This window comes from Pseudoxanthomonas dokdonensis, assembly GCF_001431405.1.
Taxonomy (GTDB): domain Bacteria; phylum Pseudomonadota; class Gammaproteobacteria; order Xanthomonadales; family Xanthomonadaceae; genus Pseudoxanthomonas_A; species Pseudoxanthomonas_A dokdonensis.
The window spans coordinates 245,869-258,879 of record NZ_LDJL01000001.1; the positions used below are offsets into that span (position 1 = coordinate 245,869).

Genomic DNA, 13,011 nt, shown 5'->3' on the forward strand with positions numbered 1-13,011 from the left:
CCTCTCAGCATGCCATGACGTGGGCAGGCGTGGGATGTGACCAAAGTGGGGAAGACCGGCGCCGGCTGGCTGGCCGGTTACTTGCTGCTGACGTACTTCTCGCGGCGAATCTGCGGCACCGCCAGCCCGGCCTGCTTGAGGGCGTCGAAACAGGCGTCGACCATGTTCGGATTGCCGCACAGATAGGCGATATCTGTGCCGGCATCGGGTGCGAACTCGGCCAGATGCTGCTGCACGTAGCCGTGGCGCACGTCGGCATGCGGGTTGTCGGGCAACTCGCGGGAAAAACACGGCACGAACCGGAACCGCGGATGGGCATCGGCAAAGGCGCGGAAGTCGTCGCCATACAACAGCTCTTCCGGTGTGCGTGCACCGAACAGCAGTACCACTTCAATACCGCGTTCGGACATCAGCTGCGCCAGTTGCGGCAGCATCGCCCGGTAAGGGGTGATGCCGGTGCCGGTGCCGATCAGCAGGTAACGCTGGTTTTGATCGCCGGGCATCAGGCAGAAACGCCCGTAAGGCCCGCTGGCATCAATCTGGCCGCCGGCGTCGAGCCCTTCGAACAGGGCGGTGGCGGCACCGCCGGGGACGAAGCTGACCGCAATCTCGACGGCTTCCCCTGGCCCCAGGGTGTGATCGTGGATGGTCGCCAGCGAGTAGCTGCGCTTGGTCGCGGTGCCATCGGCGTAATTGAAATGGACCTGGATGAACTGGCCGGGGATGAAATCCAGCGGCTGGCCGTCGTTGCGGACGAACACATAGTGACCGACGGCTGGAGCCAGCATGCGGCGGTCGACGAGCTTCAGCGGGAAGTGAACGATGGCCAAGGCGTCTCTGGAACACAGTGATGCCGGGCGTGGTCCGGCGGGACGCTTATAATAAAGGTTTGCACCTGATCAGGCGCCCCACCGCGCCGAGGACCCTCCCATGGAACCGCAGAAAGCAGGCGCGGCCGGCGTGCCGGCGCTGGCCATCACCGAGCTGCGCAAGCAGTACGACACCGGCGTGCAGGCGCTCAAGGGCATTTCACTGCAGGTCGACCCCGGCGACTTCTTCGCCCTGCTCGGACCCAACGGGGCCGGCAAATCCACCCTGATCGGCATCGTCAGCTCGCTGGTCAACAAGACCGCCGGCGAAGTGGAAGTTTTCGGCGTCAACCTGTCCCGCGACCGTGACAGCGCCATGCGCCTGCTGGGCCTGGTGCCACAGGAAATCAACTTCAACTTCTTCGAAAAGCCCTTCGATATCCTGGTCAACTACGCCGGCTTCTACGGTATCCCGCGCCGCGAGGCAGTGCAGCGTGCCGAAGAAGAACTCAAGCGCGCCCAGCTGTGGGACAAGGCGCAGATGATGAGCCGCACGCTGTCCGGCGGCATGAAGCGCCGGTTGATGATTGCCCGCGCCATGATGACCCGTCCGCGCCTGCTGATCCTGGATGAGCCCACCGCCGGCGTCGACATCGAAATCCGTCGCGGCATGTGGAAGACGCTGAAGGAAATCAATGCCGCCGGCACCACCATCATCCTGACCACGCATTACCTGGAAGAAGCGGAAAACCTGTGCCGCAACCTGGCCATCATCGACAAGGGCCGGATTGTCGAACAGGGGCCTATGCGTACCCTGCTGGCCAAGCTCGACGTTGAAGGCTTCCTGTTCGACATCGATGGTGAGCTGCCGGCGCAATTGCCGGTCATCGAAGGCACCCGCCTGGTGGCGGCGGACAGCCATACGCTGGACCTGGACATGCCACGGGCAATGGATCTCAACAGCGTATTCGCCAGGCTCAACGAAGCCGGCATCCGGGTCCGCTCGATGCGGACCAAGAGCAACCGACTGGAGGAGTTGTTTGTCCGCATGACCGGTGATGGCGCCCAGGCCACTGCCGTTGACACCACCCCGGAGACCGCCGCATGAGCTCGCCCAACCTGATTGCACTGGGCACGATTGTCCGCCGCGAAGTCATGCGCATCCTGCGCATCTGGGCGCAGACGCTGGTGCCGCCGGCGATTACCATGACCCTGTACTTCCTGATCTTCGGTGGCCTGATTGGCTCGCGGGTCGGTGACATGGGCGGTTTCAGCTACATGGAGTTCATCGTGCCCGGACTGGTGATGATGAGCATCATCCAGAACAGTTACGGCAATATCTCGTCGAGCTTCTTCGGCGCCAAGTTCGGCCGCCATGTCGAGGAACTGCTGGTCAGCCCGATGCCCAACTGGGTCATCCTGCTCGGTTACGTGCTCGGTGCGGTCCTGCGCGGTCTGCTGGTCGGCGTGATCGTCCTGATCATCGCGATGTTCTTTACCAAGGTGCGCATCCCGCATCCGCTGGTAACCATCAGCACGGTGCTGCTGGGAGCGACGATTTTCTCGCTGGCCGGCTTCGTCAACGCCGCCTACGCCAAGAAGTTCGACGATATCGCCATCGTCCCGACCTTCATCCTGACCCCGCTGACCTATCTCGGCGGCGTGTTCTACTCGGTCAAGCTGCTGCCGCCCTGGGCCGAAGCGCTGACCCATGCCAACCCGATCTTCTACATGGTCAACGCGTTCCGCTACGGATTGCTGGGCACCACCGACGTCCCGCTGGGGGTCGCCTACACGCTGATGATTGCGTTCGTGGTCGGCCTGTCCATCCTCGGGCTGTGGCTGTTGAAGCGCGGCGTCGGTCTGCGCAGCTGACGCCGATGCTGCGCGCCGGATTGGTTCGCACGCGCCGCGCGCTGAGCAAAGGCCCTGCATGCCGCGCCAAGCGCAGTGAACGGGGTGGCCTGCTAGCCCAACGATCCATCGTGTGCCCGGGAGCCGCTCTTTTCCGGTGCGCTCAGCCTGCAGGTCGCAGCGCATCGTGGGTTGACCGGCCAGCACCCGGCCTGACGCCGGCATGGACAGTGCTGTTGTGAAACACCCACTGGCCGATGCCAGCGGCAACGCGCGGGCGGATCCACCGACGTCGCGTGTGCCGATGCACGCATCGTTCACCTCAAGCAGGGATGCGATCTCCCACGGGTCCTGCAGTCAGCGGAAACGCTCACGCCGTTGACGCTCATCGATTTCCTCCCTGTCAGCACCGGATGCCTGCTTGCGCACACCTGAGCGCATGCACGGTGCCCGCTGCCGCGCGGCAACCCATGTCACACATGTTCATCGCTGATGTCAGTACGTGAGATTGTTCTCAAACGTTGACCGCAGCCGAACAAATCTGGGCCATTTCAATCCATCGATGCTGTGTCCGCGCCGCGCTCCTATTGAAAACCAGATACCGACCGCGATACATCCAGTACGGCGCGAAGCAAGCGCGACCATAAAATCACATTCAACATTGCAACTCGTTTTATAGATGGCAGTCACTGCAAAAGTTAATATTTTTGCGATGAAATTCGCGTTTTTGCGTGCTAAGGTCTGCCGGCGGGTCGAGGAAAGACCTGCATTTCGAAATGCAATGCCATGCATGTTCGAAGGGGACGCGATAACGAGTCTGCAGCATTGAAGCCGCCACCATGCAGCACAGGAGGCGGTAACCAGCCCAGATTCGGTTCTGCAGACAGCGTGTGCAGATAAGCGCGATTGACAGGGACGCAAGTGAATCTTGCGCATGAAGGTTGTTGGGAGTTGCAGGTGAGCAGGGATTCGAATACCAGCGGCAGGATGTCCGCACGGCACCCGCCGATACCAGGCTTTCGGGTGCACCGATGAGCTCCCGTGGTGTTGCCGGTGGCGTTGCCGTTTTCGCCCTGCTGCTGGCGCTGGTGGGCGGTGTGTATCTGGCCGGCTGGATCACGCTGCAGCTGCTCGGCATGCAGGCACCGCTGACGCTGACGCTGTATCCGCAGTACGTCCAGGCCATCGGTCTGCCCGACGTCATGCCGTTTGCGGGGAAGATCAAACTGGCCGGCGCGATTGGCTTTGGCCTGCCGCTGTTGCTGTGGCTGGTATCGCTGTATCCGCTGCTGAAATCGAAGAAGCATTCATTGCATGGCGAAGCGCGCTTCGCCAACGGTGCCGACCTGCGCCGCGAGGGACTGCTCAAGGATGGCCCGACCGGCATCATCATCGGCAAATCCGGTGGCCGTCTGCTGCGCCTGCCCGGCACCCGCCATGCGTTGCTTGCCGCACCCACCCGCTCGGGCAAGGGCGTCGGCTTCGTCATGCCGAATCTGCTCAACTTCCGCGGTTCAGTGGTGGTTCTGGACATCAAGCAGGAAGCATTTGATGTCACCGCCGGCTGGCGCAGCCAACTGGGCCCGGTATTCCTGTTCAATCCGTTCGCCGATGACCTGCGCACGCATGCGTGGAATCCGCTTTCCTATGTCCGCACCGACCTGAATCATCGCACCTCGGATCTGCAATCCATCGCCGACACCCTGTACAAGGAAGCGCAGGGACAGGACCCGTTCTGGACCAATATGGCACGTTCGACTTTCGTCGCCGTGGCCAGCCAGCTATTCGACGAACACGCACAACGCATACAGAACGACAGCAAGTACCCACATCCGACACTCGGCGATATCTATCGACTGCTGTCCGGTGGTGACGGCAACCTGAAAGAGTCGCTGCAATCGCTGATGGCTCTACCATTCGTGCAGCCAAACACCCGCATGGGTTTGGGCAATGTAGTGGGGCTGGCCGAAGAGACCTTCACTTCGGTCATCGCCATGACCCAGGCGCCCCTGCTGATCCTGGCCAATCCGATTGTCGACGCGGCCACCTCCAGCAATGATTTCAGTCTGGATGATCTTCGCCGCCAGGTAATCACCATTTATGTCGGCATCGCACCCAGCAAGCTCAGCGAAGCCAGCGGGCTGCTGAATCTGTTCTTCGAGCAGGCGATCAAGGCCAACGGCGCGGTGCTGCCGGAACAGGATCCCACGCTCAAGCACCAATGCCTGTTCCTGCTCGATGAATTCACCGCACTCGGCAAAGTCAACGTCATCGTCAATGCGGTCGGCTGGCTGGCCGGCTACAACGTGCGCATTGCCTGCGTGATCCAGTCGCTGTCGCAGCTCGAGTCGGTGTACGGCGCCGATGCTGCACGTGGCATGGTCACCAATCTGGCTTGCCAGATCATCTATACGCCCAGGGAACAGCGTGATGCCGAGGAGTACTCGAAGATGCTCGGCGACACTACCGTGCGTCGACGCCAGCGCAGTCGCGGCCAGGGCGGCAACTCCTATACCGAGCTGGAAGAGCGGCGGCCGCTGATGTTGCCACAGGAGCTCAAGGCCATGAGTCCGGAGCAGCAGATCGTACTGGTAGAAGGCAGCGCCCATCCGATCAAATGCCGCAAGATCCGCTATTACAAGGACCGCACCTTCAAATCACGGATGCGCCTGGACAAACCCCAGGTAGCGACCCTGCAGCTCGGGCGGACGGAGCCCACGCACAGCGCTCCGCTACAGCAACAGCAGTTCACTGCGCCGGATCTGCCGCCAACGCCTCTGTCCAGGCCCGCGGAGCCTGCCGCGGTAGCGCTGGCGAAAGCGGCGCCCGCGGCGCCCGCAGCGCCGGCCCCGGCACCCGCAATCACCAGCCGCCCCAACAGCAGCAGCAAAGTGCCGTTTGCAATGGATATGCAAGCCGACAGCGTGCTCAATCCACGTCCGTCGAGTCCCGAAAGCTTGTTGACCACGGTAGGACGACCAGCCGAGCCGGACCGCCTGCAGGACCTCAATCTGCAGCGGATGGTTACGCTGACCAACCAGCGCACACGCCAGGCATTGGGCCCGCTGACTGGAGAGTTGCCAATCGTAGTCAAGCAGCCGGCACCGCATATGCGGCGACCACAAGCGAGCGTTTCCGTCGCAGTCGAAGAGCGTGATCATCCCGAAGGGCAGGAACACATGAATATCAAACAGACTGCCGCGACTGCGTTGATGGCAGCGTCCCTACTGGGGTGCGATTCATCGCCGCGCAAGCCGGACGCCTATCTGCATAATCCGAATCCGACTGAAAAGTATGAAGTGACGATCACGGTGGAGAACGCACCAGGACCGTTTGAATCAGTGGGTGGTAGTGCCGGATACAGCGCTCCTGATTGTCGCTATGTCGTCGACAAGTTCAACGGCATCTTCAGTAGCCCATATGACTCCAAAGGCATAGACCTTAAGAAAACTTCTGATAATGAGTGGAAAGGCTACTTCTATGCGGATGAAATGGCCGACAAGGACTACGGGTTTGGGATGTGCACGTGGATTCTGCATAGCGCGATCGCTTCCTTCAGTGCCACCCAGAGTCCGGATGACACGTCATTCTCTTTAGACGTTGACAGGGAGCAGCTTCTGGGTGGGGAAAGCGTAACGAAGTTCTACAACAGGATTAGATACCCAAAGAATGACGTGGTTTATCCAATCTACGGTCGTGACCGATCCCAGTTCGGCCCGAGCATCACGGATGCTGATCTCTTCACCATAACGGTCGCCGTTGAAAAGGTGTCACCGTGACTATCCCAAGCCAGCACTACGCCGAACTTTCGGACTTAAGCTATAAGGCACCCGAGACCAAGAAAGATGCTGATGGGAAAGTTCATTTCGTTTCAGTCAAAATTGACGGCGTAAGCTATCTGCCTCTTGTCCACAGCAGCAATGAAGCCAGCGGATATCAGGGGACAATCTATAAGCGCCAGGATACAGGCGAGATTGTCGTCGCTCACCGGGGTACCGAGGGTGACAAGATGTTGGTCGATGCCAGCATGTGGAATAACCCCGGAACCTTGGATATAGCCACCGATGCTGCGATGGTGTTCGGGCGGGTAAATCCGCAGTTGGATGATGCAATACAGTTGACCGAGCAGGCGCTTCAGATCGCAAAGGACCTTGGGAAAGAAGGTGAACCAATCCCCGAAGTAACCGTCACTGGCCATTCGCTCGGCGGTGCACTGACCCAGATAACAGCCCACAAATTCGGTCTGCGTGGCGAGACATTCAACAGCTATGGTGTCGCCAGCCTTGGCTACGATGTTCCCGAAGGTGGCCATACCGTCATCAATCATGTGATGGCCAGCGATGTGGTCAGTGCCGCCAGCCCGCATTTTGGTCAGGTCAAGGTGTACGCAACAGAGAAAGAGATCGAGAACATCAAGAATGGCGCCTACACCAACGAATCGCGCTGGTGGAATGAAGACGTGCTATCAGCGGCGGCTAGTGGCATTGGCTCGCACAGCATGCACTACTTCACCCGCAGGGATGGTGATGGCAAACCTGACAAGTCGGTGCTGGAAGATCCGCAGGCACAGGTTCTGGCAGCGCAGTATTCGCCCATGATCGATAACTATCGTCATGACATCGAGGTGGCTCGTTCCGCCGCCACCGGCATTGGCGATGCCATAGTTTTCGCCGCGCAGCAACGGGCCGAGCAGGCCCGGGAGCAGGCCCAGGCGAATGAGTATCTGGTGCGCGGTGTACGGCACGTTAGCGGCCACGTCGGCGACGCGCTCAAGGATGGCCTGACAGCCATAGGGCAGCGCGAAATTGATCGGGCCGACCAGCAGGCTGAGGCCTACCGTCAAGTGGGCAACGTACTGATGAACGGCATCAGACATGCTGGCGACGGCATAAAAGCAGGCCTGGACCATGGCAAAAATGCGATTGAGCGGATCGGTGACTTTGTTGGTGACCGAATGGACGATGCGTTCGAGCGCAATCAACAGCTGCCTGACCGGAATGAATCACCGCAGCTTCGCGGCCAAAGCAAGACGCCTGACTACCGTGACGGAGAACATCCAGATCACGCCATGTTCCAGCATCTACGCCAACGTCTTCCTGCCATTGTCAGCGACGACAAGGCTGCGGAACTGACGCTGGCATGCCGACGCGCACGCATCTTTGAACCGGAACGAATCACATCGGTTGAGATGAATGAGGGAAAGGTCGTTGTAAATGGTGCTTATCGCTGGGAAGTCGCATTCGGCGATCTCAACTCGACAGCACCACCGATGGCCGAGACGATGCGCCAGGCGGGAACATTCGAACAGCAACAACTAGCGCAGTTGGCAACCATTCAAGAGCAGAATCATCAGGCGCGAGGCTTGTCATGACAATAGACATCGGCACGCAGAACGGGCTTTCCGTCGCTCCCGTAAGGACTATTAGCCTCAAGGCGGCAATGCTGGCCCTCGCCTGCGCTTGTTCCATCTCTGGACATGCGTCGGAAACATCGACGCCGAGCGTCGTCAATCATCAGGCGAATGGCAATCTCGAATCAAAGCATCCGCTGGGGTGTATTGGTCTGGGCGAAGTAAAGAATGACTACACACCTGCAGACCTCTACAAAGGAGTAGCCGCCTGCGTAAACAACGGCGACATGGATAAGGCTGCCGGTCTGTTTTCGATTGCGGGAGCCTATGGGATCTTCGATACGCTCAGGGTCACCGACAGGACTGCCCATCAGGCAGTGACAGTTCTGAAGCTGGAGAACCTCGGAAGTTTGCCAAAGGAAGAGATTGAAAGCTTCCAGGCAGCCATGACATCGATCTCAGAAGACAGTGCCCGGATGCAGGTGTTGTGTCAGCAGATTAGACAGATTGGTGCGCCTTCTTATGTGCCCCGTTACATGATCCAGCACGGGATGAGTGCATTCACGTCAAAAGGAGGCGACGAACTGGACCCTTCCTTCGACAAGACCGTCGCTTGGGACAAGACGCTCGAATCCTATCTGCACTGCCCTTCCACAAGTGACCCGGAACAACAGTGAAGCCATCTATGCCAGCTCGTCCTGACTCGTTCTTTTGTGAGATAAAACAGTGAAATCAGTCTTCCTTATCCTGCTGTCGGCGCTGCTGATGTTGCTAAGCAGTTGCGCCTCCACCCCCGCTGCGGAATTCCGTGGCCGCTGGAAGCCGGTCAACCGTTTTGATGAAGCGCCGCAGGCCATCGCCTTGCAGCCGGCCTACGCGTATTACGCAGCGCCGCTGGATGGAACTCTCAAGTCGATGCTGGAGCGTTGGGCGGGTGACACCGGCATGTCGCTGTCGTACCAGTCGTCGATGGACTACACCTTGTACGGGGCGGTTGCCCAGGTGCACAGCGCCGACCTGGCCGCCGCGTTGGCGCAGGTGAACGACATCTATGCGTCGCAGGGCCTGGCGATCAGCGTCGAGAACAACAGCATCGTGGTGCGACAGGCTGCGTCCGCCAACGCGGCCGCCACCTCCTCATCGCCTTAAGACAGGGAACAAGGCAGTCATGAAGTTCGGAAAAAAAGACGATACCACCGCGGTGAGAAGCGCCGTCGGCAAGGCCGTCGATTATGAAACCAGCCTGGCAAGCCAGGCGCGTCGCAGCGAACGCCTGGCATGGCGGGTGGCAGCTGCCGCACTGGTCACCACGCTGTTGCTGGCGGCGGGTTACATCGTGGTCATGCCACTGAAGGAAAAGGTCCCGTTCCTGGTCCTGGCTGATGCCTACACCGGCACCGCGACGATTGCGCGTCTGCGCGAGAACACGGTGTCGGCCAGCGAAGCCATCAACCGTGCCAACGTGGCGACGTTCATCCGCGCCCGTGAGTCCTATGACTGGACACTCATCGGTACGCGCGACTGGAACACCGTGTTCACCATGGCCGAGCCACAGGTGTCGGCGAGTTACCGGGCCCTGTATTCATCACGCAACCCGAATGGTCCGCTGCAGGTCTATGGCAAAGGTCGCTCGATACGGATCAAGATCCTCAGCCTGCAACTGTTCGGTGGTGACCCGGCCAAGGGTCCATCCGGCGCCACCGTCCGCTTCCAACGCAATATGTTCGACAAGGCCAGCGGCACCAGCCGTTTCATGGACAACAAGATTGCGACGGTGGAGTACAGCTACAAAGCCAACCTGGAGATGAGCGAGGAAGACCGCCTGCTCAACCCGTTGGGCTTTCGTGTCAGCGGTTACCGCGTCGACAGCGACTATTCGTCAACGCCCGCAGTGGTGCCGGACCCGACTGCAACACCGGCCAGCCCGGCAGCCAGCCAGTCAGCGGACGGAGTGCCGGCAGCGCAGCTGCCGGGTGTGGACCCGATAGAAAGTCCAGCTTCCAGCGCGCCCGCGCCAACCAATGGGGTACCCGTTCCATGAGCATCAGCAACGCTTTCCGTGCCGGGTCGGCCCTGTTCGCGGTTCTTTCGTGCCTGGTATTTCCGCTCAAGGCCCAGGTCATCTCGGAGTACGAATATGCGCCTGACAAGATCTACCAGGTGCGCACCGCGCTGGGCATCACCACTCAGATCGAGTTGAGCCCGACCGAGAAAATCCTCGACTACAGCACCGGCTTCAGCAATGGCTGGGAGCTGAGTCGGCGCGAGAACGTCTTCTACCTGAAGCCGAAGAACGTCGATGTCGACACCAACTTCCTGGTCCGCACCGAACGCCATTCCTATATCTTCGAGCTGAAGGTAGTCGCCACCGACTGGACTGCGCTGGAGCAGGCCAAGAACGCAGGCGCCCAGTACAAGATTACTTTCCGCTATCCGGGCGGTACCGAGCCGGCCACCGCGGAGCCGAGCGTCCCGCAAACACAACTCAGCGTCGACCTGGAGAAGGATCGCGCCTACAACTTTGACTACGCGTACAAGACGCGTACCAAGCATACGTGGTTGATACCGGTCAGTACTTACGACGACGGCCGTTTCACCTACATCAAGCTGAGCAACCTGACCAACATCCCGACCGGTAACTTCCCGGTGGTGTTCGGACGCGAGCGCGAGCGCGGCGACGACTTCGTGGTCAACAGCACGGTCAAGGACAACACCATTGTTGTCCACGGCGTCTATCCGTATCTGGTGGTCCGACATGGTTCCGACGTGATCGGCCTGCGCAGGAGCCAACCGCAATGAATACCCATACTCCCCCCCAAGATGGACATGCCGGCGCCGACGGCAATCCCTACATGGCGCAGTCGCCACAGGAAATGCCTTCACAGGCAGGACTCGATGCCAGCGCGCCGGTCCTGCAAACGGCCGACAACCAGCGTCTGAATCGCAAAGCCCTGTTGTTCCTGGCCGCACTGGTGCTGTTGCTGCTGGCCGCCGGCTGGCTGCTGCTGCGCAGTGCCTCCGGTGAAAAGGAAGCCGCGCCGGCAGTGCGCAACGAACAGGTCGAGGTGCCGGCCGCGCCCGAGGTGCCGCCCGTGCCTGCGAGCGCTCCGATTCCGCTGGCTGATGCCGCGGCACCGTCACTGCCGCCGATGCCCGAGCCACCACAGGACGACATGTTCGCGGAGGCGAGCCAGCCGGTACCGCGTGGGCCGACACTGGCCGAGCGTCGAACCATGAGTGACGCCGCATCCGCGCCAGCGCCCGCCGGGTTTGGCCAGCCGGGTCCGCAGAATCCCCAGGACGGCCTGTTGCAGCCGACCCAGGCCAGCAGCGCGACATTCCTCAACCAGCCCGATGCGTTGCTGCTGCGCGGCACCTATATTCGTTGTGCGCTGGAAACCCGCATCATTACCGACGTCAACGGATTTACCTCCTGCGTGGTGACCGAGCCGGTGTACTCGGTGAATGGAAGCCGGCTGCTGCTGCCAAAGGGCTCCAAGGTCTTCGGTCAGTACGCATCCAATGCGATACGTGGCAAACGCGCGGCGGTGGTGTGGGATCGCATTGTCACCCCGACCGGCATCGACGTCACCATGTCCAGCCCGGGCATCGATCAGCTTGGCAGCGCCGGACATCCGGGCGACTACAGCGCCCACTGGGGTGAGCGGATTGGCTCTGCGTTGTTCATCAGCCTGTTGAGTGACGCGTTCAAATACTACGGCGAGGAAAATGGACCTACCACCACCACCGCCTATCCAGGCGCCGGCGCGGTGGTCCAGGACCCATTTGAAAGCAACACTGCGCAGACGCTGCAGGATCTGGCCAATCAGGCCGTCCAGCGCAGCGCCAATCGCGAGCCGACGATCACCATCAACCAGGGCAGCATTCTCAACATCTACGTTTCCAAGGATGTCGACTTCTCGGGCGTGCTGAGGAATTGAGCATGGACATGACCATCGATGACGGACCGCTGGCAACGGTATCCAGTGACTTCCTCGACTACCAGTACCAGATCCTCGGCATCGCCGAGCATCTGGCCAGCAACGAGGTCACCGAAATCTGCATCAATCGCCCCGGCGAGCTCTACCGCGAAACCCGTGGTGGCTGGGAGCGGGCAGGCGTGCCGACGCTGACCTTCGAACGTGCCCGTCAGTTCTGTACCGCCGTGGTCAACGAAAGCAACACCGGCCAGCGCATCACCGATGTCGACCCGATGGTGTCGCTGACCTTTCCGACCGGCCAGCGCGCCCAGTTCGTGATTCCACCGGCCTGCGATGCCGGCAACATCTCGATCACCATTCGCCTGCCTGCAAAGCACAGCCGCACTCTGGAACAGTACGAGCAGGACGGCTTCTTCGACCAGATCATCGAGCAGACCGATGTGCTCAGCGAGCATGATCGCGAGTTGCTGGAGCTTAAGGAACAACGCCGCTACGGCGACTTCTTCCGCAAAGCCGTGCACTACAAGAAGAACATCGTGGTGTCCGGCGCCACCGGCAGCGGCAAGACCACTTTCATGAAGTCACTGGTCGACCACATTCCGGCCGACGAACGCCTGGTGACCATCGAAGACGCACGCGAGCTGTTCATTCCACAACCCAATGTGGTGCACCTGCTGTACTCCAAAGGTGGCCAGAGTGCCGCTCAGGTCAGTGCCAAGAGCTGCATGGAAGCATGCCTGCGGATGAAACCCGACCGCATCATCCTGGCCGAGCTGCGTGGTGACGAGGCGTTCTATTTCATCCGCAACTGCGCCTCTGGCCATCCGGGTTCAATCACCAGCTGCCATGCCGGCAGTACCGTGCAGACCTGGGACCAGCTGGCATTGATGGTCAAGGCCTCGAACGAAGGGGCTGGACTGGAGTTCGAGACCATCAAGCGGTTGCTGAGGATGACCATCGACATCGTGGTCCACATCAAGGCCCACGCAGGTCAGCGCTATATCACCGGGATCGACTTCGATCCACGACGTCGTTACGACGACTAGGAGGCCCAGAT

The 13,011-nt window shown here is 60.4% G+C and carries 9 protein-coding genes and 2 pseudogenes; 10 read left to right on the plus strand and 1 reads right to left on the minus strand.

What is annotated here, in order from left to right; all coding sequences use genetic code 11:
- Positions 1 to 77: 77 nt before the first annotated feature.
- Positions 78 to 880 (minus strand): annotated as a pseudogene (locus ABB29_RS00965) (ferredoxin--NADP reductase).
- A gap of 50 nt (positions 881 to 930) precedes the next feature.
- Between ABB29_RS00965 and ABB29_RS00970 the strand changes: the two are divergent.
- The 10 genes and pseudogenes from ABB29_RS00970 to virB11 all read left to right on the plus strand — a co-directional run bounded on the left by ABB29_RS00970 (position 931) and on the right by virB11 (position 13,000).
- Positions 931 to 1,917: an ABC transporter ATP-binding protein gene (locus ABB29_RS00970; RefSeq protein WP_057656731.1), complete on the plus strand. Its 987-nt coding sequence runs from the start codon at positions 931 to 933 to the stop codon at positions 1,915 to 1,917.
- Complete coding sequence (locus ABB29_RS00975; RefSeq protein ID WP_057656732.1) at positions 1,914 to 2,684, plus strand: ABC transporter permease; 771 nt, start codon at positions 1,914 to 1,916, stop codon at positions 2,682 to 2,684. Before ABB29_RS00970 ends, ABB29_RS00975 begins: the two co-directional genes overlap by 4 nt.
- 1,010 nt (positions 2,685 to 3,694) lie before the next feature.
- A pseudogene (locus ABB29_RS16620) lies at positions 3,695 to 5,365 on the plus strand (type IV secretory system conjugative DNA transfer family protein); the annotation flags it as partial.
- Between the two features lie 1,073 nt (positions 5,366 to 6,438).
- Complete coding sequence (locus ABB29_RS00990; protein ID WP_157062429.1) at positions 6,439 to 8,034, plus strand: Tle-like phospholipase domain-containing protein; 1,596 nt, start codon at positions 6,439 to 6,441, stop codon at positions 8,032 to 8,034.
- Complete coding sequence (locus ABB29_RS00995; protein ID WP_057656735.1) at positions 8,031 to 8,690, plus strand: hypothetical protein; 660 nt, start codon at positions 8,031 to 8,033, stop codon at positions 8,688 to 8,690. Before ABB29_RS00990 ends, ABB29_RS00995 begins: the two co-directional genes overlap by 4 nt.
- A 49-nt stretch (positions 8,691 to 8,739) precedes the next feature.
- Complete coding sequence (locus tag ABB29_RS01000; protein WP_245622500.1) at positions 8,740 to 9,162, plus strand: TcpQ domain-containing protein; 423 nt, start codon at positions 8,740 to 8,742, stop codon at positions 9,160 to 9,162.
- A 19-nt stretch (positions 9,163 to 9,181) separates the two neighbouring features.
- Positions 9,182 to 10,054, plus strand: a complete 873-nt coding sequence (locus ABB29_RS01005; RefSeq protein WP_057656737.1) for a VirB8 family type IV secretion system protein — start codon at positions 9,182 to 9,184, stop codon at positions 10,052 to 10,054.
- Complete coding sequence (locus ABB29_RS01010; protein ID WP_083487321.1) at positions 10,051 to 10,812, plus strand: TrbG/VirB9 family P-type conjugative transfer protein; 762 nt, start codon at positions 10,051 to 10,053, stop codon at positions 10,810 to 10,812. The genes ABB29_RS01005 and ABB29_RS01010 overlap by 4 nt, the downstream gene beginning before the upstream one ends.
- The gene (locus ABB29_RS01015) at positions 10,809 to 11,954 is read left to right on the plus strand and encodes a TrbI/VirB10 family protein (RefSeq protein WP_057656738.1); all 1,146 of its coding nucleotides are present in this window, start codon (positions 10,809 to 10,811) and stop codon (positions 11,952 to 11,954) included. The genes ABB29_RS01010 and ABB29_RS01015 overlap by 4 nt, the downstream gene beginning before the upstream one ends.
- A gap of 8 nt (positions 11,955 to 11,962) precedes the next feature.
- Positions 11,963 to 13,000: a P-type DNA transfer ATPase VirB11 gene (gene virB11, locus ABB29_RS01020; RefSeq protein WP_057656804.1), complete on the plus strand. Its 1,038-nt coding sequence runs from the start codon at positions 11,963 to 11,965 to the stop codon at positions 12,998 to 13,000.
- Positions 13,001 to 13,011 lie beyond the last annotated feature (11 nt).

Excerpts from the sequence above, each read along its gene's own strand:
- ABB29_RS00970 (WP_057656731.1), top strand. The coding sequence starts at position 931 with ATGGAACCGCAGAAAGCAGGCGCGGCCGGCGTGCCGGCGCTGGCCATC.
- ABB29_RS00975 (WP_057656732.1), top strand. The coding sequence starts at position 1,914 with ATGAGCTCGCCCAACCTGATTGCACTGGGCACGATTGTCCGCCGCGAA.
- ABB29_RS00995 (WP_057656735.1), top strand. The coding sequence starts at position 8,031 with ATGACAATAGACATCGGCACGCAGAACGGGCTTTCCGTCGCTCCCGTA.
- ABB29_RS01005 (WP_057656737.1), top strand. The coding sequence starts at position 9,182 with ATGAAGTTCGGAAAAAAAGACGATACCACCGCGGTGAGAAGCGCCGTC.
- ABB29_RS01010 (WP_083487321.1), top strand. The coding sequence starts at position 10,051 with ATGAGCATCAGCAACGCTTTCCGTGCCGGGTCGGCCCTGTTCGCGGTT.
- ABB29_RS01015 (WP_057656738.1), top strand. The coding sequence starts at position 10,809 with ATGAATACCCATACTCCCCCCCAAGATGGACATGCCGGCGCCGACGGC.
- virB11 (WP_057656804.1), top strand. The coding sequence starts at position 11,963 with ATGACCATCGATGACGGACCGCTGGCAACGGTATCCAGTGACTTCCTC.